This window comes from Sediminitomix flava (assembly GCF_003149185.1).
Lineage (GTDB): Bacteria > Bacteroidota > Bacteroidia > Cytophagales > Flammeovirgaceae > Sediminitomix > Sediminitomix flava.
In genome coordinates this window covers 90701-114136 of the sequence record NZ_QGDO01000003.1, presented here as the reverse complement: position 1 = coordinate 114136, position 23436 = coordinate 90701, and the positions used below count along the sequence as shown (strand labels likewise).

Sequence of the window (23436 nt, the reverse complement as noted above, 5' to 3'; positions counted from 1 at the left end):
AACAAAAAATTTGACAACTAAATGTATAGAAGGTTAAGTTTAAATATTAATTAATTTACACTTTTAACAGATGGAAACATTTACAAAATGTATATAAAAAATTCCTCCCCTCTATTTACTTATTTTATTGGTAAATACTCCCTTTCTCTTTTTAAAAAAGTTAAAAAGGATTATTCTAAAATACTGAAAATATAGACTTTGTAAATTATCGATGCAAATACGTCATCTTTGGTTGCATGAGAAACTCCCAATGTTTTACAATTTTTTGAAGTAAAAAGTACAATTGCTTTTAAATTCTAGATTTCTTTATATTTTTAAATAAATACTAATAACCAAATAGCATTTTTATAAACATGGTCACAACAACAGAATCAGCACAAGACTGGACTGCTCAGAGCATAAATTCAGTACTCGAAAAACAAAAAGCTTTTTTTAAGTCAAATAAAACCATCGATATCCAATGGCGTGTACAGCAGCTCAAAAAATTAGCGCATGTCATTAAGAGGTATGAGAAAGATATATTAGATGCCCTTTATAAGGATTTTAAGAAGTCTGAGTTCGAAGGTTATGCCACCGAAGTTGGACTTATGCATAAAGAACTTCAGCATATTATTAAAAAAACAAAGTCATGGGCTAAAACGAAAAAGTCATTTAGCTCATTAATTAATTTTCCTTCTACCAATTATATCTATCAGCAACCATATGGAAATGTTCTGATTATTGGCCCTTGGAATTATCCATTTCACCTCACTTTATTTCCTTTATTTGGAGCTATATCTGCAGGTAATACAGCCATTCTGAAACCTTCAGAACTTACGCCTCATACTTCAGCTATCATTGAAAAAATAATTACTGAATGTTTTGAACCAGAATTTGTTGCTGTAGTTCAAGGAGGTGTACAGACCTCTCAAGACTTATTAAACCAAAGATTTGATTACATTTTCTTCACAGGAAGCGTTAACGTAGGAAAAATAGTAGCTGAAAAAGCGGCTAAATACTTAACTCCTGTAACACTTGAATTAGGAGGAAAAAGTCCATGTATTGTAAGTCATGATGCCGATATTAAAGTTGCAGCAAGAAGAATTGTATGGGGTAAATTTGTAAATGGAGGACAAACTTGTATTGCCCCTGACTACATACTAGTACAATCGTCTGTAAAAGAAGAATTAATTAAAGAGATAGGAAAAACGATAGAGTCATTCTACGGTAAAAATCCTCAAGATAGTACGGATTTCCCTAGAATAATTAATGAGCGTAACTTTGATCGTCTTGCTAAAATGTTTGAAGGTGCAAACATTGTCATCGGAGGACAAACAGATAGAAACGATCTTTATATTGCCCCAAGTGTTTTAGATGATGTAAAATGGGAAGACCCTGTAATGGCTGAAGAAATTTTTGGTCCAATCCTACCTGTTATCAGCTATGAAGAGATTGATAAAGTACCAGAAATTGTCAATGGTTTTGAAAGACCTTTAGCTCTTTACTTATTTACGAAAGATAAAGAGACAGAAAATCTCATCATGGAATCAATTCCTTTTGGAAGTGGTTGTGTGAATGATACTCTCGGTCATATGGCAGAAGGAGACTTGCCATTTGGTGGAATTGGAGAAAGTGGAATCGGTCGTTATCATGGAAATGAGACCTTCCATACATTTAGTCATAAAAAGAGCGTCATGAAGAAAGGGTTCTGGTTTGATTTACCACTCCGTTACCCTCCATATAAAGGTAAGCTAGGCTTAGTAAGGCAAGCCTTACGCTTTTTTTAAACTAACATATCAAGACGTTGAAGATAGAGACACAGCCCCGCTTAACTTTGTTGAGTGGGGTTTTTCAATAAAAAAGTCAGCACATTTTCATATGCTGACTTTCTATATCTGATAATTGAAAAGGCTTAGTGAATACCTTTCATCATTTTGTTAATCTTAGGAGATAGTGCTAATAATAGCAAACCTGCAACTAGAGCTTCAACTCCAATAAAGCTAAACAGCTCCAATCCGTACTCATCACGTAAAGGCTTAACCACATCGCTATTGAAGATTCCCATCATACTTGCAGCCATATAGTTACCAATCGCAATTGATCCCATCCAAAGTCCCATCATTACTGAAACGATCTTTTGAGGAGAAAGCTTAGTAATCATTGAAAGACCAATTGGAGACAAGCATAATTCACCCCAAGTATGAAGTAAATAAACCATTACCAACCAAAGTGGTGAAACTAGTACCGTACCACCTTTAGTAGCATTTGCTCCAATCTGCATTACGAAGAAACCTACAGCTAGCATCAATAGACCTATTGCAAATTTCACTGGTGTACGTGGGTTCTTTCCTGCTTTATCTAATTTACCCCATATTACAGTAAATAGTGGTGCGAAAATAAAGATTGCAATTGCATTTACTGATTGGAAAATAGATGCTGGAATTTCAGAACCAAAAAGCATTCTATCTGTATTTTCTTTGGCAAAGAAGTTGAAAGTACCTCCTGCTTGCTCAAAACCTGACCAGAAAATCACGTTGAATACCGCCAAAAGAAGAATTACACCAACACGGCTCCATTCTGTACTTCCTTTTGTATTCACGACAATTGTCCATAACAAGTAACCAACACCACCGATAGCTACAGCATAAACGATATATGACTGAACATCTGAAGGAATAAGCCCCCAAATTTTCAAGAAACCTAATACAAGAACAATACTTCCAATAGCATAAGCGACTACATTCATCCAATCACTACGCTCAATCTTATTTGCTGATTCAGATGCTTTTGGTGCAAGACCTACATTGTTCATTGTAGTTTCTCTAAAGAAGAACCAAGCTGTACCCAATAGCATACCAATACCTGCTGACATAAAACCATATTGCCAAGCTACTTTTTCTGCCAAACTACCTGCTATAACTGGTGCAAAGAAAGCTCCTGCATTGATACCCATATAGAATAATGTAAAACCACCATCTCTATTCGGATCATTGGCTTCATAAAGTCCACCAACCATAGTCGAAATATTTGGCTTAAAGAAACCATTACCCACAATCAGCAAACCTAAACCTGCATGTAACAAGAATTCTCTAGTTGCTGAAGCTGCTTCAGGATCCATCATCGCAGAATAAGCCATCGTAAACTGACCTGCAGCCATTACGAGCGCACCAATGTACACTGTCACTCTTTGCCCAAGAACTTTATCGGCTAAAATACCTCCAATAATAGGAGTTACATATACCAAACTTGTAAAGATTCCGTAAATCGCAAGACTTTCCTCTTGAGACATACCAAAACCTCCATTTATATATGTTGCAGTAAGGAAGAGTGTTAAAAACGATCTCATTCCATAATAACTGAAGCGCTCCCAGAACTCAGTTGCAAATAGGGTTGACAATCCGATAGGATGCCCAAAAAACGTTTTAGCCATAATCTCTTTGGTAACTTTATTTTATCAAATGCGTATATTTTCTCTTATACTTGTGATTGTGCAAATATATACAAAAATAATCCAACCATAAATATTTTCTATTGCCCACAGACAACACTCCATATAGAATCTAAGGTCAGAACAATAAAATAAAAAATACATTATGAACTGTGTTAGAAACCTAATGAAAGTAGGTTGAGACAATAAAAGAGTCAAAATTTACCAAGATAATGCTAATTACTGCAGAAATAATTCTTAATAAGTATTATCGTTTATAAAAAATATAGTTGGTTTCTGGAGGTGAAACCCCATTATCTCGTAAAATATTTGCGGTTTGAGCTCTATGATAATTAGAATGATGAAAAATATGAAAAAGTATATCAGATAGACTATTGGTAAATGGCTCCCCTTTAGAGTTTTCATATCTAATACTCATATTTAGAGGTAACTCCTCGATGATCTGCCGAGTAAGCGTAAAATTATCCTCCCCTATTTCTCGGAAGTTATCTCGTTCATGAATTTCCCAAATCCCATATAAACTCGCCTTTTTCAGAATTCGACTATTCCAAGCGGAATGTGCATTCAAAAGATGACTAACTTGTCGGATAGCAGCCCTTGGAATTCGCTCTTCCTTGATAGCACCTAGGATGTCAAAAAATTTCTCATTTGCATAAAGATCAAAATCCAATAGTTCTTGAAAATGGAATTGCATAGATCAAAGGCTAAGTAATCGTTTTATTTCTTTATCAAATTAGAAAAAAAATCAAGGAATAAAAACACTATAAATCAGAGCTTTGAACTAGGAAAGTAAAGAAAAAACAAAAGCTTCCTTTAAATGAAGGAAGCTTTTGTTTTTAGGTAGCTAAAATGATTTTATTAGATCATATAAATTAGTGCTTTTCGTATGTTTTTTCTTTATGTTTTTTAGCTTGTCTTCTTAATGATTCTGTTGCTTCATCTGTAGCAGCCTCAAATGAATTGTTATGCTTTTTAGCAACTAAAGTTTCACCAGGAAGGTTAAGAATAATTTCAACTACTTTGTTATCTCTGCTATTATCTCCGTTTTTTTCTACCTTCAAGAATACCTCACCATCAATAAATCGGTCGTAGAAATGTTCCAATTTATCTACTTTTTTTTGAATGAAGTCCAACAATTTTTGGTCTGCTTTGAAATGAACTGAATGGAAGTCTAATTTCATATCGAAAACTGTTTTAAAGTTAGAAAAAAAGAAAACTGATGGTCATCTGCTACCTAAACATTTTAAGATGACTCTTTAATATTTTAGTATCAAAATACTTATGCTATACAATACGTGAACGTGAGACTGTAGTTACATAATTTTTACTATTTTAATGAACTTTTGTACTTGTTTATGTTCATAATAGCTATAGCACACTGTAAACCAACAGTTAATAAGATGAGAAAATTTTCATTGGCTTAACATTTTTTTAATCTTACCTAATATAACGAAAAAAATACTCAGAAAGCTCATAATTAAAAAGTAGTCTTGAAAAACTCAGGTAAGAAAAAAGCCCATCTTTTAATAAGATGAGCTTCGGATAAACAAAACCTAGTAAATCCTAGAAGTTTTGCTCAGCATACAATTTTTGCTTGTACGCAGCTTTCAATTTTGATGTTCTAGTAACAACAGATGGTTTAGTATAATATGCTCTACCTCTAATTTGTCTTAGAACTTTAGTTCTTTCAAACTTTTTCTTGAAACGTTTTAGAGCTCTATCGATAGACTCGTTTTCTTTTACGTTTACAACAATCATTATTTTTCCTCCTTTAATATTTACGGTTAGCAAAGGTACAAAACTATATTACAAAAAAGAACTACTCTCCGTTTCTTTTCTCAAATTTATTCTAAAATCTGAAATAGAGCACTTAAGGCAGAAATACGCCACTAAAAGCATAAGATTCTGTAATCAAGTACTTTTCGTGGTAATATTTAGAGAGACTCTTTAAATTATACAGGAAAAGGCAACTGTGCTCATGGATTTAATGTTCAGCTTTGTAATTATGTGCAAGTTGTTTGTACAAGTACCTAATAAAGAATACCCAATATACTAACAACCCAATTAGATAAAACCTTGGTTTAACTCTAATACCCATGAACCAAATTATCAATCACCTAATTATGAACACCTTAGTGTTCGTATCTACCCTATCTGTGCTCGTAGCTTCTTCTAGAAACCATGAGTCAGACTCCCTATTATCAAAAAGTAGTGCTCAATTAAGTGACATTATTGCAGTACAACAACTCAATGCTGAAAAGCAATATATGTCGTCAGAACTTTCTAGAGCTTGTAATTCATTTCTTGAAAAAATTCAAATTTCCTTCGATTCATTAAGTGAACATCAAAAACAGTTGATGTTCGACCACGCTACCTTTACAGGAAAAGTTCTTTCTCCGAATCATAACTATAGGAAATACATCCTTGTCCGTAAGAAATTCAGTAAACAACTAAATTATCTTAGAAATACTGAAAATATTAAAAATGGTTTTGCGCTCTTAGTCAATGCTATTGGAGATAACAGAGGAGGACAAAGAGCCTATCTTGTGAATATGCGAGATGCTAGTATTCTTGAAATCAAAATATCAACTGCTTGGAAAGGTATAGGATATAGCCCAGATTCAGGAAGAACCCCCTTAGGATTATTCAATGTCTATAGTCTCTTCGATGAAAAAAGTTGGGAAGCCCAAACTATGATGGGAGGAGCACTGGATATCTATAGAAAAATTGAAAAAAGAGAATGGTTAGATGTTTCTAAATCCTTAAAATATAATCCAGATGAAAAGGAGAAAGCATATATCGTTTCTAATCAATTTGGATTGATAGGTCAGAATGATGGAAAAAAACACATTCCTATTGAAGCACCGAAATACTTATATAATAAAGATACGTCCGTATATTATATCAATAACTCAAACTCAGGGCTTAGACAATTATATATTCATGGCACAAACAGAGTTGAGCAATTAGGCTTTGCACTTTCGGGTGGCTGTGTAAGAGTTTCTAGTATTTTTAGTTATCTACTTTCTGAAATTATCTCTGTTCAAAATACTCTGCCTGTATTTATTGATGCCGTAGCATTTCATAGCCCGAGATCAAGGCACAGAACTCCGACTTTTGTCGCCAATGATTTAGAAGATACATATTCCTTCTCATTTTCTTTTTCATTTATGTATGACAGTATGTTTTGTGAAGAGGGAACTCCAAACTTTAAAAAGAACTTGGAACACCAATTGATTCAGCCATTAACAAAAGGTTTTATCAATGACAGAAACATAAATGCAAAACTTAAAATAGCTTCTGCTCTTCCTCTCCCTGAAACCGCAATGAAAGATTGGTACTTTCAGAAGGATGAAATTGAAAATCTTGAACACAAAACCTTCAGATATAATTTTGATCTTGACGGCAAATACATTGGCAATAAATTCAATGTAAAAAGTAAAAACTCGTCACAGTTCATAAGTCAAAATGAAAGTATTGATATTATCAGTAAAAGAGTTGAAACTACTAAAAAATATATCCTTCACAGATTAGAAGAAGAATTATCTAAATTTGAAATCAATGTAGAAGACCTTACCTCTCAAATTGAAATTGATTTCATTCCGTTAAAAGAAAATCAAAATCAAAGTGAATCTGATTCTGTAGGTTTAGGGTTTTGCTTATCTACAGAAAGAGAACGTGTATTATACTACTTAGAATATTTAGATGGACTCCATCAAAGTAAGCCCTTCAAGATTCTAAATCGGAAAGACTTGAAATGGTTAACACCATATCTCACTCAAGAAGGGAATTTAGAAAGTATAAATTCAGAAGAAGGTAAAAAGAGTGAACCTATGAATATTGAAGATGGCTTTCTTGCTCAGGCTTACATTTATGCAATCGGTGAAATGGAATTAAGAAAAAGAGGTGTAGCGGATGGTTTCTTGAAAAATAAGAATGATGAGACAGGCTATCAAAACTATAAATCTACTTTTGATGATGATGAGCTAATGATCAAATTAGATCAATTAGGACAAGCTGAATTACTAAGGTTTTCCACAAGTTACGAATCTAATATTTATGGTAATCTAACTCCTCATATGAAGCAATATGGGACATGGACTTTAGGTATTATACTGACCTCAGAAGAGTACTTCAGCCAATACAAAAAAGATAGTAACAAACTCCATATCATTTCTGAAATCTCACTAAATAACAAGTTACTTGAAGAATAAAATCTACTGTTAAACGAATAAAAATAAGCTCTATTTTACCGTGGTAAAATAGAGCTTATTTTTATATCAACTTATGAATGTAAAATTCGAAAACCCCAACTCAAAATATTAAAAACAAAAGAGTTACAATCAATATGATTGTAACTCTAACAACTTAGCTAAAAACTAAAACCAATTAAAAAATGAGAATATCTTTTGAAAAAGGCACATAAATGCCTTCTGATTAATTTCTTTATTACTAAAACCAAAGATTAAGACTTTGGGTTCATTACTTCTTTACTGAAAAATCCTTAGCTTGATTGAAGCTATTTCACTTTCTAACTTCTACTCTTAAGAAACAAATATGTCTTTACTGTGGAAGCATTATGATGAACGCAAATTTGAGAAAAGTGATACAGTAATTTTGGCTTTTTGCACTTTGTTAACAAAAGATTACACTCGTTTAATCACTACTGTTAAATCAAGATAAATCATCTTCAAAATTTTATATAATATGTCGAATAGTCTAGATAAAAATGAAATCAAACTATATCACTTTGAGAGCTTTCAAAGCTTCAAAAATATCGAACATTATATTTCTACTCGACAAGGAGGACATAGTATCGGCGCTTATGATTCTTTAAATCTTGGCAAAAACACAAAGGATAATCCTGAAAATTTCTTAAAAAACAGGCTTGCCCTTGCAGAAAAATTAGTATCAGAAGTTGATAAAATGACATTCCCTCAACAGACACATAGTGGTAATGTTAAGGTCTTAAATGAGCATTTTTTCAATTCCACTACTCAAGAACAGGATGATTTCTTACGTGAGACAGATGCAATCATTACTAATGTGAAAAAACAATGGATTAATGTTCTTGCAGCGGACTGTGTACCCATTCTTCTTTATGACTCTGAGAAAGAAGTTGTAGCTGCTATTCATGCTGGCTGGCGTAGTTGTGTTCAAGGCATTTTACAAAATACCATCGATTTGATGATTCGTACATTTCAGTCTAAACCTAAAAGTATAAAAATGGGTATTGGTCCATCCATTTCTCAAAAAAACTATGAAGTTGGAGAAGAAGTGGTCAGTAGTTTTAAAGATGCATTCCCTCAATTTCATGAACAGATTTTTTCAAATTTCAAAACTGACAGAAAAGCTCATTTAGACTTATGGACAGCCAATAAGCTTCAAGCAATAGAAAAAGGTATTCCAGATTCAAACATTGAGGTTTTAGGAATATGTACTTATGAAAATCATGACACTTTTTTCTCCTCACGATTTGATAAAGGAATTACAGGTCGATTTGCTACAGGTATCAAACTGAATTGAGAAGTCCTTTCTCTTGCACTCTAATTTGATATCTTTGCTAAAAAAATTAAGACATGATAGTAGCAAATATCACTTCACATCTCGAAAAAATAGCTCCATTAGCCTATCAAGAAAGTTATGATAATAGTGGACTAATCACAGGTTCGCATAACCAAGAAATTACAGGTATTTTGGTTTCGTTGGATTGTACCGAAGAAATTATAGATGAAGCCATTCAGAAAGGTTGTAATATGATTGTGGCACACCACCCAATTATATTTAAAGGATTGAAAAAATTGAATGGTAAAGATTATGTGGAAAGAACAATCATAAAAGCGATTAAAAACGATATCGCAATTTATGCCATTCATACCAATCTAGATAATGTAGTTGGAGGAGTTAGTGATCATATCTGTGAAAGATTAGGTTTACAAAAGCGTTCTATTTTAGCTCCTAAAGGACAATTATTAGCCAAACTCACCACTTTTGTCCCTCAAGCTGACAAAGATAAAGTCTTAACAGCCCTTTCAGACGCTGGAGCTGGTCACATCGGAAATTATCAAGAATGTAGTTTTCAAACGAATGGTGTTGGTACATTCAAACCAAACGATAAAGCAAATCCTCATATTGGAGAAAACGGTAAACTTGAGCAAGTCGAAGAAACTAGAATTGAAGTGATCTTCCCTTCACATATTCAATCTAAAGTTTTGAGAGCATTACAAACAGCTCACCCTTATGAGGAAGTTGCCTACTATTTACATCAACTCGAAAATGTCAATCAAGAGGTTGGTTCTGGAATGGTTGGTTCTCTAGAAAATGAAATGGAGCCGATTGAATTCCTTAAATACCTTAAAGATAAAATGGAGCTTTCTTGCATTCGTCACACAAAATTGACGGATGGAAAAATCAAAAAAGTAGCCGTTTGTGGTGGAGCTGGTAGCTTTTTACTTCATAGAGCTAAAGCTGCGGGAGCAGATATTTATATTACAGGAGACTTCAAATATCACGAATTCTTTGATGCTGAAGAGCAAATCATAATTGCAGATATCGGGCACTATGAAAGTGAGATTTTCACCAAAGATATTTTGGTTTCTTATGTAAAAGAACAAGCTAAAGACGTATTCCCTGTTATCAGTTGCGATACAAATACAAATCCAATTCAATATTTTGTCTAACGGCGTATAGCCCTTGGCTTAGGTTGAAGATTAAAAACAGGATAAATTAGTGATCTAGAAATGCTATCAAGCGTGATGGGTTCAACTGTTTTAGAACCACTTCTTGTTTGCATTTCTAGGTTCATTCTTTGAGAACCTGCCTTAATCGGTACTCTTGTATAATAAATAGAGTGAGGTAGAGTTTGCCAATTTCGAGTATCTGCACTTTCACTGACATTACCGATCACTTGCATAAGCGTTCCCAAGTTTTCATTATTTCTCTTAACTTGATAAGCCGCTACTTGCTTTAATGCCACCCTTGCCACAGCTTCCCCCAACTCAATAAGCGCTCGCTCTTTCTGTATTTTAAAAGCAATTGCATTCAAGTTTTCTGCTTTATCCAATTCATATGCGCCACTCTGATCTTTTACAATAGCCTTGTCAAATAGTAGAGGTCGCTCAACATATGTTGGAACCACAATTTTTATCCAATTCAAGCCCGATAAATCATTACTGCCTATATAATAAGGAAAGCTCATTCCGTATTTCTCATTAACAAAAGTTACCCATCCCCCTCCATTATGGATAATGGCAAAGTTGAGTCCTGTTTCTACTTTTACAGGACCTAAACCATCATTCCAAAGTACAAACATTGACAATTCATCTTTGGGAGGACGAGTGTATTCTATATTGAATTTTTTAATGTACCGATCTCTTTCATCCCATATTCCTGTAAGATCAGCAGTACGGATCACGTCTTTCTTCAACTGTTCTGGTACACCCAGGTTAAAAAGCGTTGAATAGTCTTCTTCATAGATTTTTACTGCATTTCTGTAAGCAATAAAAGCGTTGTTATAGTCTTCAGAAATATCATAAAGAATGCCCATTAGAGTATGAATAAAAGCATCTCTCTTATACTTTTTATCTGATTTATATTTATCACTTAATTGCTGCAATCTTAGGTTTAGCCTACGGCACTCGACTAAGGCTGCTTCATAATCTCCTAATTGTGTATAATTAAGCGCCTTGAAATAATTAACCATCAACACCTCATGATCTTCCCCGAAATAAGTCGAGAGATTAGGGTTGAGCAATAATGCACCTCCTTCTTGTAAGAATTTTTTACGCTCGTCTTCTGTAAACAGATAAGCTTTTTCATAATACTCATTGCTACTCGTGTAATCTCCTTGTAGTGTTTTGAGCATCCCTCCATTTACAAAATGAAGGAAACGGTTTTTCCCACTTGCTTTCTTATCCGCTTTTTCATCAAAAATCTTTTCCGCAGTTACATAATCATTCCTGTAAATTGCTTCATTGAACGTAAAATTCTTTTCATAATAGGTAGGAAGACTACAAGTTTGTAGCATGACAGCAAGCGTGGCTATCAGAATGACACCAAGTAGTCTAAAATAAATCATGAGTTTGTTGTTAGTTAATTATTGGGTTAGAATGTAATCTTAATTTTTTACATACTTTTTAATCTCTTTATCTCCAATCCAAACCGTCTCTGTCGTCTCAAGATTAGATAGCTCTAAGTTTACTTTATAATTGATCACTTTTTCCTTTTTGTATTCATCAACAATAGAGTTGATCGTTCCGAATAACATAAAGTCCGCACCTAGCTCTACCCCAATTTTCTTCCTAGTTTCTGGGGTAACGTTTGTTTGCTGTTGTTTTTTCTCATCTCGAAGCGCTTCTCTGAACATTGCATTTTGTACAATTCTCACTTGCCCAGAATTAATTAGCTCACGCTCGACATCTTTGATAAAGGTATCAGAAGAAATATGCTCAAATGATTTATTAACTACATCTCCGACAATCACGACTGGGGTCTTACCATCGTTTTCACTTTGAAATCTTCTGTACCATGGTTTACTCAATACATCTCTAATCATTTCTTCAGCTACCAATTTGGAATCTGTATCATTCCATCTACCACTAATATCGATTTGCTGATCGGGAGAAACCCTAGTTACTTTTCGAGAACATGCACCTAGTGCAAACAGTACGATCAAAGAGCTAATGAGAAGTTTATTCATTTTCATATCTAGTTTCGAGCTTATTTTAATACTATTTTTCCTTTAGGAGAAGTTAGTCTTTTGAGTAAAAGTTGTCCTTTTTTTGCTTTTACAATCTTGTAAGTAGTTGACTCTATTCTACTTTCAGTAGTCAAGGCATCATGAACCAATACCAATTCTTTATTATTGACTACCCATTTCCCTGCCTGATACTTATAATCGTTATTTTTAAAACCAAACTTACCATCAATATTAAAGGACAAGACATTTCCTACTTCAATTCGGAAGCCATCCATTTTATTTTCTTTCGTAAGCTTATTTCTTTTCACTTCTACTACCGTCCACTTTTGAGAAGTCAGAATTCCTTTGACTTTTTCTACCCGATTGTTTTCAACATGATCAATCGAAATAAAGCTCAATGTAAGCAGTGCCAAACATACAATAAGTAAGACTTTGGGAAATTTTGTCATGAGATTGTGCTATTGAATACAAAAAAGAGGAAAGCTATACTTTACCCTAAATACATGAACTTACTATAAAATGTTCCTAAATGAGGGATAATGAGATTTCTCGAAACTTTGAGGAATTTCACCAATTTCTGTGATTTTATAGATTCACATCCAACTCTAACCTTCATATAATTTGTTTTCAATCATTAATCCTCTAATATCGTAGGAGTTTCAAAACACACTTTTTATGATCTGTTTGAAGAGGATTTCGTCAGTCATTGTACTGAGTTTTATACATTTCTTTGCCAATGCACAAAGTGAACCTGATTTTTTAAAATATTACGATCATCCTTGGGTCGATTCTGTTTTTCATAGCCTTAGCCTAGATGAACAGATTGCCCAACTGATTTTTATTCCTGCTCCCTCAATAAATCATCAGCCACAAGTAGAAAAGCTAATAAAAAAGTACAATGTAGGTGGAGTTGTATTTTTTAAATCTGAAGCCAATGAAGTCGCAAAACAGATTAATGCTTACAATGAAGTGGCAAAAGTACCTGTTGCCTATGCTATTGATGGAGAATGGGGAATTGGGATGCGGATCAAAGATGGTATTAGCTTTCCGTATGCAATGACAATTGGAGCTATTCAAGATGAAGGACTCATTTTTCAAATGGGTGAAACGATTGGGAGACATTGTAAAAGATTAGGTATTCATGTCAATTTTGCGCCAGTAGTCGATGTAAATAATAACCCAAAAAATCCAGTCATTAGTTACAGATCATTTGGAGATACCCCAAGTTTAGTTGCTAACCGAGCTACCTCATATTTTAAAGGCATGGAATCTGAGAATGTACTTTCTGTTGCAAAACACTTTCCTGGCCATGGAAATACACAGACGGATTCACATCATACACTCCCCATTCTTAAACAGTCTAAAGAAGAAATGTTGCAGACAGAGGTTTATCCGTTCATAAAAATGATTGATAATGGAATTGGGGGAGTCATGTCTGGACATTTGGAAGTTCCAAGCCTAGATCCTACAGCTAACACTCCTGCCTCTTTATCGAAACCTATCTTAGAAGACTTTCTACAAAATGAGCTTACATTTGAAGGATTGATCTTCACCGACGGTATTCGAATGAAAGGAATTACTGCTCACCATTCAGAAGAAAGAGCTCATGCCTTAGCATTGGCTGCTGGAAATGATGTGGTAGAATTTAGTTTTAAAGTACCTCAATCTATCAGAGAAATTAGAAAAGCAATTGACAAAGGAGAACTCTCAAAAGAAGACATTGAATATAAATGTAGAAAGGTCTTAGCTTTCAAATTTTGGTCTGATGCCTATTTGAAGGAAAATGTTGAATTAAAGAACCTTGAAAAAGAACTGAATAAGGAGGAAGATCTTTTACTAAAAGAAAAACTTGCAGAAGCAGCGATTACTGTATTAAAAGATGATAAACAACAACTCCCTCTTTTAAACCTAGACCAACGTAAAGTAGCAGTACTTTCAATTGGGCGAAGATCAAGAACAAGTTTTCAAAGAGCAATGAATGAAAATACCAACGTTGATCTTTATAATATTGATCTAAATTGTTCTGAAAAAGAAAGAAGCTATATCCTCAAAAAACTTCAAAATTACGACCTTGTTCTAGCAAGTATTCATCGGCTGAATATGAGTCCTACCCGAAAAAGTATAGTAGTAGATGTAGTCGATAATATTCCTCAAAAAGTATATACACGGGCATTTGGCGTTACGAGTGGAATGGAGGCTCTTGTCAATTCTTTAGCGAAAAAGAAAAATACTATTCTCTGCTTTTTTGGTAATCCATACGCACTAAACGAATTCCAAAATCTCAAAGATTTGCCAACTTTAGTTATGGGCTATCAAGACTCTAGACAAATGCACGAAGCTGCTGTGAGAGTTTTATTAGGAAAAATTGACGCTAAGGGTGAGTTACCTGTAAGTATCAATGAAGATTTTAAAACGGGAGGTGGATTGAAACTAAAAGCCTTATAAACATCAAAACCTCTACTAATTTAGAGGTTTTTCATATTTACTTATCATCGATAAAAACTGCTTTTACATGAATAGTATCAAAGTATTCTTTCACTAAGGAGACTTTCCCATTTTTCACTTTGAAGAGGTAATGATAAAGATTATTATAGACTGTACCATTTGCCTTTTCTCCATAAGAGACAACTTCTGCTGCTACTCTATCTTCTTCTGCAGTCAATGTTTTAAAAGTCAACTTCAATCCCTCTGGAAAAGTCTGATCAACTAACTGAATCAAGTTACCAATACCATCTTTATCCATTTCTCCAGAAATAGGCAAATCACCCTTAACTCCCATAGCCAACCATTGTACATCATCTGTCAAACAATCCAAAGCTGCTCCCACATCTGCATTTTCAAATTGTCTAAAGAATTCCTGTACAATCTGCTTATTGCTTTCTAAACTCATAATAGCTTTTTTATCATACTAAATGATCTCAATAGCAAAAGAGGACGCCTTCTATCTAAAAGACATCCCCCTTCTCTATTTTTGTCTTATAAGATTTTTTGAACTTCAATTAGGAGTTTTTCCCAATTCCTTTGATTATCCATATCAAACTGCATTCCTTGCTCATCTGCAGCAGTAAATCGTTTCACCGCAGGAGTTTTACTTGTCGCTTGGAACAATTGATAAGCTTCTTCTTTTAGAGCTTCTGCAATTGGTAAATCTATAGATGCATACACAGCTCTTTTACAAGCTTCAATAGACTCTGCAGGGAATAATGCAATACGTTCAGCCAAAGCATCTACATACGGACCAATTTCATCTGGGTCAAGCGCTTTATTGATAGTTCCGAATTTTTCAGCTTCATCAGCATCCCAATCTTTTGAACCTAATATAATTTCAAGGGCTTTTCCTAAACCGACCTGTCTTGCCATTCGAGATGCTCCACCTCCACAAGGCAAAATCCCCATACCACACTCCATTTGCATGAACTTCGCTTTGCCTCGTGCTGCAAATCGCATATCGAGTGCTAGTGCAAATTCATGTCCACCCCCTCTCGCAAATCCTTCAATTTTTGCAATGGTTGCTTGTGGGAGCTTACTAATTCTTTCCAATACAGCTTGTAAGTCAAGAAGCTGAACTTCATTTCTAGGTACAGCCTCAGTTGACATATCTCTTAATAGGTTTGTATCATAGTGACAGACCCAAATATCGGGGTGAGCCGACTGGAAAATGACAACCTTCACACTTCTATCTCGCTCTAGTCTCAGCGCAAGACTGCTTAAGTCTGCCAACATCTCTTGCCCTTGAACATTCACAGGACCAAAATTGATGGTAACCGTCAAGATTGCTCCCTTTTGCTCCGCTGTAAATGTTTGAAAATTCTTGTACTCCATGACTTATAATTTGTTTGGGTTCTATAATTATTCTGAAAATATTGAGAAAACTTGTACAACTCTCAGCCCTGTTTTCCCTATGCGATATGGGTCATTTCGTGTAAGATGAATTCATCTACAGCACCCTCTGTTGCTTTCAGATATTGTGCTAAATATTTATTCCCCATATGAATTTGCCAGAGTTCACGATTTTCCCAATTCTCATAAAATAAGAAGAGGTTTTCGTTCTCGTTATCTTGATGTAAATCATAATTGACACATCCTTTTTCAGCTCTTGTCACATCAATCAGTTTTAGCAGCTCCTCCTTCACAAACTCTCTTTTTTCGGGTTTTGCCAAAATTCTAGCGACAATAGTTAATTTCTGATTACTCATAATAATTGGATGAATAGTGATAGATATTAGAGTAAAAGTTTCTAGGACTTCAAATGTGAAACATAGCTCTCAATTCCTCCAAACTTTTCTTCAATCCACTTAAGGGATGCTTTTTCTGCATCCAATCCTTCAATGTTGATATAAAAATCAATCTCAGAAATCACATCATTCCCAAGATCAATTTTCTGTAAGACTGAGATAAGCTCTTTGTTTTCGTTTAATACAGAATCTTTTCTCAAAATTGTTGTAGCTTCATCTTCCCCTCTGAGAAAATTCTCTGGGTCTTCCAACGCTCTAATACGATAATCATGATGAATATACTGAGGGTGCCAAAGTGGAATAACTACATATTCTTGTTTCTCCACTGCATTTTTAAAAGCTTGAATACAATCATCTAAGCTTCCATTCGCAAAGTGAAAACCTAGTTGATCGAGTTGGAAATGAGCTACTATTTCTAATGAAAATCTACTTATCCCTGCTCCAGGATTAATACCCTGAATCAGTTTATTGAACTTATTTCCTATTTCAGCTTGGGAAAGGTCTTCGATTTTACGGATGAAAGACGTTGGAACATATTCTGGCACTCCCCAGATACAATAAGGCCTATAAATCACAGATAACTTATCATAATCATCAAAGCCTTCTAGATACTTACTATGACTTCCAGGCAGCCATGCTGAAAGTAAAATTTCTACTTCCCCTGACTTGAATTTGTTAAACATGGCTTCATGAGGTGCACTAGAAACATTGACTTTATAGCCAAAGTATTTTAGAAGGTTGACATAAACACCTGCCGATGCCCAATGGAAGGAAAGGTCAATTTGTCCGAGATTAATTGTATTCATAGTAGTTGCAGTTCACGAGATTCATATACCTAGCAAAATATTTTACCATTTCATCTATGAATGCTCAAGTTTCAACACAAGACTTTACACTCAATACTCTGAGGTAAGAGTAGAAAATCTGTAAGCTTTGGGAAATCATAACTCACCGAACATTCTACAAATACCTACTGTTACAAATTTAGCCTACAAGAAGAAATATCTTGGGGTAAGCAGAAGGGGTATTTCAGTATTTATAAAGGTTTACAAATACAGGAAGTTTACCTAGAGGACTTAGGAACAAATAGAACACTTATGCAGACAGAAATAGCTAAAAAACTTTTTGAGGTACAGGTGGAAGAGTTGACTTCTTGGGAAAAAAGACCACACAAGCATAATTTCTTTGAAATCGTCTATATCGAAAAAGGGGCTGGACTTCAATGCATCAATGACCATGAATTTGAATACCATGAAAAAAATATCTTTCTGCTACCTCCTCTAGACTGTCATTCTTTCAAAATACACCAACCTACTACCTTCTACTTTATCAGATTTACAGATTACTTCTTCCTAAAAGATGATAATCTCACCGATTACAAAACATGGTTTGATAAAATCACCTATATCATAGCAAACTACAATAAGATTCCTGGAGATATCATTCCTACGGAAAAAGAACGAGAATTTATCATCAATAACATCAAGTCAATTCATAACGAATATTTGTATTCTGATGGTTATTCCAATTCAATCATAACAGGTGGTGTTGCTTCTATTCTGAATATTTTGGCAAGAAGTATTGAGAAAAAATATGTTGAACAAGCTAATGAAATTGAATGTAAGTTTGGTGAAATCTTGAGGTACATCAATACCAATATTTTGGATAAAGAGAAATTAAGAGTACCCACATTGGCAGAAAAATTCAACATTTCTAAATCTTATTTTTCTGAATATTTCAAAAAACAATCAGGGATCAGTTTGGCAGATTATATACTGAAAGCAAAACTCAGAATAGCACAGACGAAGGTTGAACATACTGATTTATCTTTAAAGGAAATTGCTTATCAACTCAACTTTACGGACAGTAGTCACCTTGCAAAATCATTTAAAAAAGTATATGGTATTACCATCAAAGAATTTAAGAATGGAATACATATAAGTTGCAAAGATAGACTGCTCTACCCTGCCTTATTGAAAAAAAGCTCGTAAAAAAGATTAGAAATGCACGACCTATTGCAGTGCATTTCTTGCTTTCAAAATATATTTTGAGCGGTCTAAAGGACTAATTCCTTTAAATTCACGGATAACTCCAAGATCATCTTCACAGGCTTGATAAGAATGAAACTTTGTCGACAATTTCGCTTTACCTCCCGATTTAGAACTCAAGGTCACAGGATAATCCAAAGAAGTAGCAACAGGATACGTTCCTTCTAAAATAAATTTACCATCAATAATTTCTGGACTTCCAAAACTTCCTCGCATCTGAATGATATCAGAACTTATGGTTCCCAATAGTTCTTCGGGAGCAACTATTTTAAATGAAAGAATGGGTTCTAGAAGTGTCGTACCTATTTCATCTAACCCTTTCATGATTCCCATTGGAGTACAGGTTACAAAATCACCTGCTCTGGAGTGCATCACATGGTCTTCGCCTTCTATCAAAGTGATTTTAACATCAGTCACTTCCCAACCTTTAATCCCTTGAGATAGGGCTAAAGGGATTGTTCGTTCTACCTCTTGTTGGTATCTGATGAGAATATCATTTACTCCAACCTTACTTTCATACTGAACACCACTTCCACGTTCCAATGGTTCAATCAAGAAGCGACACACAGCCCAACAAGGTTTAGGCATTGTATATCTTTCATACCCCTCACCTACTCCACTTGGCGTTTCTTTATAAATCACGATTGGGTCTTCAAAACTCACCTCCAAATTGAAACGATCGAGTAACATCTGCTCCAAAATTTCAATTTGAATTTTACCCATAATCTTGATGTGTACTTCTCTTTCTTCTGCCAACCAATCAAACTCAAGGTTTGGGTCTTCAGCCGCAAGAACATTCATGGCTTGTACTAAACTTGCCAAATCTTTTTCAGCCTTAGGTTTCACTTGGATGGTTAAAAGTGGGGCTTGCAGTTTTACCTCTTTAGGAATTTCAGCATTCGACTCACCCAAAATATCACCTACTTTTACCTCACTCAAACCATAAACTGCGGCAATATCACCAGCACCTAGCTCTTGAATATCGGAAGTCTTTCCAGCAACATTCTTTTTCATCTGATGGACTTTTTCTTCTAAACCTTGAGTAGCATTGTACACTACATCCCGATTTTTAAGCTGACCATCAAAGATTTTTACATTTGCTACCTTCCCTCTATCATCATGATGAACAGCATAAACTAATGCAGAAAAACCTTTATTTTCAATTTGGGGAGATGGAAGGTAATTGATTACAGCATCCAACAATTCTTCAATTCCAAGAGATAGTTTGGCTGAACCCAACATAACAGGCAAAATAGCAGTCTCCGAAATTCCTTTTTTCAGTGCATTTTCCAATTCATTTTCTGATATAGCTTCGCCTTCCAAATACTTTTCCATGATCAGATCATCGATATTAGCTAAACTCTCGATGTAAGTATCATCTTTCGGACAAAGTTTAAGAACTACATCCTTATCTCCTTCTCCATCACAATCATGAAGTGAGATAAATGGAACTTTTAGCTCTTTTTCAATATCTGCCAGTACTTTATCAATGTCTGCTCCAGCTCTGTCTATTTTGTTTATCCAAATCAGTGTCGGAATTTTTTGTGCTTTCAAAGCCTCCCAAATCGTTTCGGTATGAGCTTGAATTCCTTCTACCGCAGAAACTAATAAAATGGCACCATCTAATGCTCTTATTGTTCTTTCTACTTCAGAAGAAAAGTCGATATGACCAGGAGTATCTATCAAGTTAATTTGGGTATTTTTCCATTCAAAAGAAGTAAATGCCGCTTTTACAGAAATACCTCTTTCTTTCTCAATGGCTAACGAGTCCGTTTTAGCAGTACCCTGATCTACACTTCCGAGTTGTTTCACTGCGCCAGAATGATATAAAAAGTTTTCTGTTAGTGTTGTTTTGCCTGCATCTACATGGGCTAAAATCCCAATATTTCTGATATTCTTGCTCATTCCCTTTTTGCTTTGCTCACTTCTAATTGAAATGCAATTTAAACATTCAAAAGATATTCATGCTGCTCAATACAAGGATTACTTAATAAGTCAGACATTCTTACATCTCTTTCAATAAATAAACCGAAGTCTATTTTTTAGCAGTTATATAGTTTGCAATGTGCGTTAAGGCAAAACCCAATGAGATTATTATTATACATATATTTCTTATTTAACTTCATTTTCTTGACTTCCTGTGAACCCGAAAAAAAACAAAAAAAGGAAGAAGAAGAAATTAAAGACCCCGAATACAGCGTCATCGGTTACCCCACTAAAGAAACCGTTGAGGATATGTTCGAGGAAATGGCATATCATGGTGCTACGCAAGCCTACTTATGGGGAACAGTTGTATTGGTAAATGACACTTGGCGACAAGTGAACTTGAGTGTAGCTGGTCCATTGGACTTTGTGACCTACAATACGTTGGAAGAAAAATACAATACCATCACTTCCAACTTGAATACACCGTATATGTTGGCATTCCCTAACCTCAGCGAAACAGGGCCTCTAATTTTGGAAGTTCCTGCAGGACCAACAGGTGGATTACTCAATGATATCGAATCTCGGAATATTGGTGATATAGGACTAACAGGCCCAGATCAAGGAGAAGGAGGCAAATACCTAATTCTTCATGAAAGTTGGGAGGTTCCAGAAAACCATAATGCAGATTTCATTTACAGAGCAAAAACCAACTTGATTTGGGTAGGAACTCGTATTCTCACCTCCGATGATGAGGAAGTTCAGAAGCTTCAGAAAGCGCACAAAATTTATCCATTAGGTCAGAAACCTGAAACGAATGTAGTTTCTATAGGTAATAAAGTTTTCCAAGGTTGGCAACCCGAAGGACTTGCTTTTTGGGAAGCGATTCATCGAGTGGTACAAGAAGAAGACTTCCCTCCAGAAGATCGATACATTCTACAATTTTTAGAACGTGTAGGAATTGAAAAAGGAAAAGAATTTAAACCCAGTATTCAGCAAAAAAAGATATTAAGAAAAGCCGCCAGTCATGGTAAAGCTATGGCTGAGAGTTTATCAAACGGAAGAAGGTTCTTAATCACCCCTTATTACAATGATGGTACAAAATGGACTGTACACTATGGTGGCTTAACCAATGCCAATCACGTCAACGTAAACGGGATGAAAGAATTTGATGGATTGGTTTCCTATTGTTGGGAGGCTTTTTCGGTTTCTGAAGGAATGATGCAAGACTTGATTGGAGCAGGCTCAAAGTACCTTGCGACTTATGAAGACCAACATGGAGATTGGCTTAATGGCTCTTTTACCTATGAACTTGACATTCCTGCCAATGTCCCTGCCGAGAAATTTTGGTCATTTATTGTGTACTCACAAGCTACGAGAACATTTATAGAAAATAAGGATAGAAAACCAGGGTTAAGCTCAAAAGGAAATCTCTATCAAAATATTGATGGTTCTTTTACAATCACAATGGGTCCCAAACGTCCAAAGGGTGTTCCTAAGACGAATTTCTTGTATACCAATCCAAATGAGGGATGGTTTGCCTATTTCAGATGTTATGACCCCAAAAAGGCTTATTATGATAAAACTTGGAGATTACCAGATATTAAGCGTATCAAATAAAAACATCATAAAAGTCTTTAAAGTCCTCATCTATAGTATTCTTATTTTAAGCTTTTTGAATTGTGAAGAAAAAGCACTAGAAACAAATTTAGAAGAAGAGGATAAAGAATTAGACTACAGTCAAAGTGGGTATCCAACTAAAAGAACCATAGCAAAAATGTATAGTGAAATGGCTTTTCATGGAGCTACGCAAGCATTTTTATGGGGCGTAGCCATATTGGTAAATGATGCATGGAGACAAGCAAACCTTAGTGTAGCTGGTCCACTTGACTTTGTAAGCTATAACACTTTAGAGGAAAAATATAATATCATCACTTCAAATCTGAACACACCATATATGGTTGCTTTTCCGAATTTAAAGGAAACAGGACCTCTTATCATTGAAGTGCCAGCAGGACCTACAGCAGGTATTCTGAACGATATAGAATCTAGACATATCGCAGACCTTGGGCTTGTTGGTAAAGACAAGGGATTTGGTGGTAAATATTTGGTTTTACATGAGTCTTGGGACGAACCCAATAATCACGGAGCTGACTTTGTTTTACGGTCAAAAACGAATTTGTTTTGGGTAGGAACACGTATTCTTAGTACAGATTCCCTCAAAATGAAAGAACTTGAAGAAGCGCACAAACTTTACCCTTTAGGTGAAGAAAGTAACACTAAAGTCATTTCAATAGGAGAACAAAACTACAAAGGTTGGCACCCTGAAGGAATGGCATTCTGGAAAGCATTAAATGAAATCATTCAGATTGAAGATTTTCCAGAGGAAGACCGATACATGTTACAATTTTTACAAAGGGTTGGTATCGAAAAAGGGACTTACTTCAATCCAACGATACAGCAAAAACAAATTTTAGCAAAAGCTGCGAGACATGGTAAGGCGATGGCTGAAAGCCTTTCCAATGGCAGACGCTTTTTCATTCAGCCATTTTATGGCGACAAATCAAAGTGGACCGTACCGCTCAAAGGTTTATCCAATTCCGATCATATCAATAAAAATGGAATGAAAGAGCTTGATGGATTGGTTTCTTATTGTTGGGAAGCATTTTCAATGTCCGATGGAATGATGAAGGAATTAGTTGGAGTCGGTTCCAAATATCTTTCAGCTTATGAAGATGCTGAAGGAAATTGGTTAGATGGCTCAAATACCTATCAGCTTACTATACCTCCAAACGTACCCGCAGAACAATTTTGGTCATTCATTGTCTATGCCCAAGAAACGAGATCATTTATAGATAATAAAGATCGAAATCCTGGAGTCAGTTCAAGAGATGAACTTGTGAAAAATGATGACGGTTCTATAACGATCACAATTGGTCCTGAAAAGCCCAAAGAAGTTTCTGAATCAAATTTCATTTACTCCAATCAAAATGAAGGATGGTTTGCGTATTTTAGATGTTACGCCCCAACACAAGCCTTTTTCGACAAAACTTGGCGATTACCCGATATTGATAGAAAAAAATAATTCAAATACCCATAAAAAAG

Annotated in this window: 20 protein-coding genes; 8 read left to right on the top strand and 12 right to left on the bottom strand. The window is 35.0% G+C overall.

Annotated elements, in window-relative coordinates:
- The first annotated feature begins 353 nt into the window (after nucleotides 1-353).
- Nucleotides 354-1766, top strand: coding sequence for an aldehyde dehydrogenase (locus BC781_RS12565; protein ID WP_109618197.1), 1413 nt, complete (start codon nucleotides 354-356; stop codon nucleotides 1764-1766).
- A gap of 125 nt (nucleotides 1767-1891) precedes the next feature.
- Here BC781_RS12565 and BC781_RS12560 read toward each other — a convergent pair whose 3' ends face one another.
- The 4 genes from BC781_RS12560 to rpsU all read right to left on the bottom strand — a co-directional run bounded on the left by BC781_RS12560 (nucleotide 1892) and on the right by rpsU (nucleotide 5185).
- Entirely contained in the window at nucleotides 1892-3409 is a 1518-nt protein-coding gene (locus BC781_RS12560) for a peptide MFS transporter (RefSeq protein WP_109618194.1), read from the bottom strand.
- A gap of 265 nt (nucleotides 3410-3674) precedes the next feature.
- Nucleotides 3675-4121, bottom strand: coding sequence for a DinB family protein (locus BC781_RS12555; RefSeq protein ID WP_109618192.1), 447 nt, complete (start codon nucleotides 4119-4121; stop codon nucleotides 3675-3677).
- Between the two features lie 178 nt (nucleotides 4122-4299).
- Nucleotides 4300-4608, bottom strand: coding sequence for a ribosome hibernation-promoting factor, HPF/YfiA family (hpf, locus tag BC781_RS12550; RefSeq protein ID WP_109618190.1), 309 nt, complete (start codon nucleotides 4606-4608; stop codon nucleotides 4300-4302).
- A gap of 382 nt (nucleotides 4609-4990) precedes the next feature.
- On the bottom strand, nucleotides 4991-5185 hold the full coding sequence (gene rpsU, locus BC781_RS12545; protein ID WP_109618188.1) for a 30S ribosomal protein S21: 195 nt from the start codon (nucleotides 5183-5185) through the stop codon (nucleotides 4991-4993).
- Between the two features lie 338 nt (nucleotides 5186-5523).
- Here rpsU and BC781_RS12540 point away from each other — a divergent pair, with 338 nt between their 5' ends.
- The 3 genes from BC781_RS12540 to BC781_RS12530 all read left to right on the top strand — a co-directional run bounded on the left by BC781_RS12540 (nucleotide 5524) and on the right by BC781_RS12530 (nucleotide 10107).
- Complete coding sequence (locus tag BC781_RS12540) at nucleotides 5524-7641, top strand: L,D-transpeptidase (protein WP_109618186.1); 2118 nt, start codon at nucleotides 5524-5526, stop codon at nucleotides 7639-7641.
- A gap of 493 nt (nucleotides 7642-8134) precedes the next feature.
- On the top strand, nucleotides 8135-8953 hold the full coding sequence (pgeF, locus tag BC781_RS12535) for a peptidoglycan editing factor PgeF (protein WP_109618184.1): 819 nt from the start codon (nucleotides 8135-8137) through the stop codon (nucleotides 8951-8953).
- Nucleotides 8954-9006: 53 nt separating this feature from the next.
- Complete coding sequence (locus BC781_RS12530) at nucleotides 9007-10107, top strand: Nif3-like dinuclear metal center hexameric protein (RefSeq protein WP_109618181.1); 1101 nt, start codon at nucleotides 9007-9009, stop codon at nucleotides 10105-10107.
- Here the strand turns inward: BC781_RS12530 and BC781_RS12525 are convergent.
- The 3 genes from BC781_RS12525 to BC781_RS12515 are packed head-to-tail and all read right to left on the bottom strand — an operon-like array spanning nucleotide 10104 to nucleotide 12574.
- The gene (locus tag BC781_RS12525) at nucleotides 10104-11504 is read right to left on the bottom strand and encodes a COG3014 family protein (RefSeq protein WP_109618179.1); all 1401 of its coding nucleotides are present in this window, start codon (nucleotides 11502-11504) and stop codon (nucleotides 10104-10106) included. The genes BC781_RS12530 and BC781_RS12525 overlap by 4 nt on opposite strands.
- 39 nt (nucleotides 11505-11543) lie before the next feature.
- Nucleotides 11544-12125, bottom strand: a complete 582-nt coding sequence (locus BC781_RS12520; protein WP_245935615.1) for a penicillin-binding protein activator LpoB — start codon at nucleotides 12123-12125, stop codon at nucleotides 11544-11546.
- 20 nt (nucleotides 12126-12145) lie between these two features.
- Nucleotides 12146-12574 carry a hypothetical protein gene (locus BC781_RS12515; protein WP_109618175.1) on the bottom strand — a complete coding sequence of 143 codons (429 nt, stop codon included), beginning with the start codon at nucleotides 12572-12574 and terminating at the stop codon, nucleotides 12146-12148.
- 226 nt (nucleotides 12575-12800) lie between these two features.
- Between BC781_RS12515 and BC781_RS12510 the strand changes: the two genes are divergently transcribed.
- The gene (locus BC781_RS12510) at nucleotides 12801-14570 is read left to right on the top strand and encodes a glycoside hydrolase family 3 protein (RefSeq protein ID WP_109618173.1); all 1770 of its coding nucleotides are present in this window, start codon (nucleotides 12801-12803) and stop codon (nucleotides 14568-14570) included.
- Between the two features lie 37 nt (nucleotides 14571-14607).
- Here the strand turns inward: BC781_RS12510 and BC781_RS12505 are convergent, their stop codons facing one another.
- The 4 genes from BC781_RS12505 to BC781_RS12490 all read right to left on the bottom strand — a co-directional run bounded on the left by BC781_RS12505 (nucleotide 14608) and on the right by BC781_RS12490 (nucleotide 17166).
- Nucleotides 14608-15015 carry a nuclear transport factor 2 family protein gene (locus BC781_RS12505; protein WP_109618171.1) on the bottom strand — a complete coding sequence of 136 codons (408 nt, stop codon included), beginning with the start codon at nucleotides 15013-15015 and terminating at the stop codon, nucleotides 14608-14610.
- 86 nt (nucleotides 15016-15101) lie between these two features.
- Nucleotides 15102-15947, bottom strand: a complete 846-nt coding sequence (locus BC781_RS12500) for an enoyl-CoA hydratase/isomerase family protein (protein ID WP_109618169.1) — start codon at nucleotides 15945-15947, stop codon at nucleotides 15102-15104.
- Between the two features lie 77 nt (nucleotides 15948-16024).
- Entirely contained in the window at nucleotides 16025-16321 is a 297-nt protein-coding gene (locus BC781_RS12495; protein ID WP_109618167.1) for a putative quinol monooxygenase, read from the bottom strand.
- Between the two features lie 41 nt (nucleotides 16322-16362).
- A complete protein-coding gene (locus BC781_RS12490) occupies nucleotides 16363-17166 on the bottom strand; it encodes a glycine betaine ABC transporter substrate-binding protein (protein ID WP_109618165.1) in 804 nt (267 codons plus the stop codon).
- A 291-nt stretch (nucleotides 17167-17457) separates the two neighbouring features.
- Between BC781_RS12490 and BC781_RS12485 the strand changes: the two genes are divergently transcribed.
- The gene (locus tag BC781_RS12485; RefSeq protein ID WP_109618163.1) at nucleotides 17458-18351 is read left to right on the top strand and encodes an AraC family transcriptional regulator; all 894 of its coding nucleotides are present in this window, start codon (nucleotides 17458-17460) and stop codon (nucleotides 18349-18351) included.
- Nucleotides 18352-18372: 21 nt separating this feature from the next.
- On the opposite strand, the gene BC781_RS12480 is transcribed toward BC781_RS12485, so the two are convergent.
- Entirely contained in the window at nucleotides 18373-20313 is a 1941-nt protein-coding gene (locus tag BC781_RS12480) for a GTP-binding protein (protein WP_109618161.1), read from the bottom strand.
- Nucleotides 20314-20493: 180 nt separating this feature from the next.
- On the opposite strand from BC781_RS12480, the gene BC781_RS12475 reads away from it, so the two are divergent.
- A complete protein-coding gene (locus tag BC781_RS12475; RefSeq protein WP_109618159.1) occupies nucleotides 20494-21951 on the top strand; it encodes a DUF1214 domain-containing protein in 1458 nt (485 codons plus the stop codon).
- Complete coding sequence (locus tag BC781_RS12470) at nucleotides 21908-23416, top strand: DUF1214 domain-containing protein (RefSeq protein ID WP_158281460.1); 1509 nt, start codon at nucleotides 21908-21910, stop codon at nucleotides 23414-23416. The genes BC781_RS12475 and BC781_RS12470 overlap by 44 nt, the downstream gene beginning before the upstream one ends.
- Nucleotides 23417-23436: the final 20 nt, after the last annotated feature.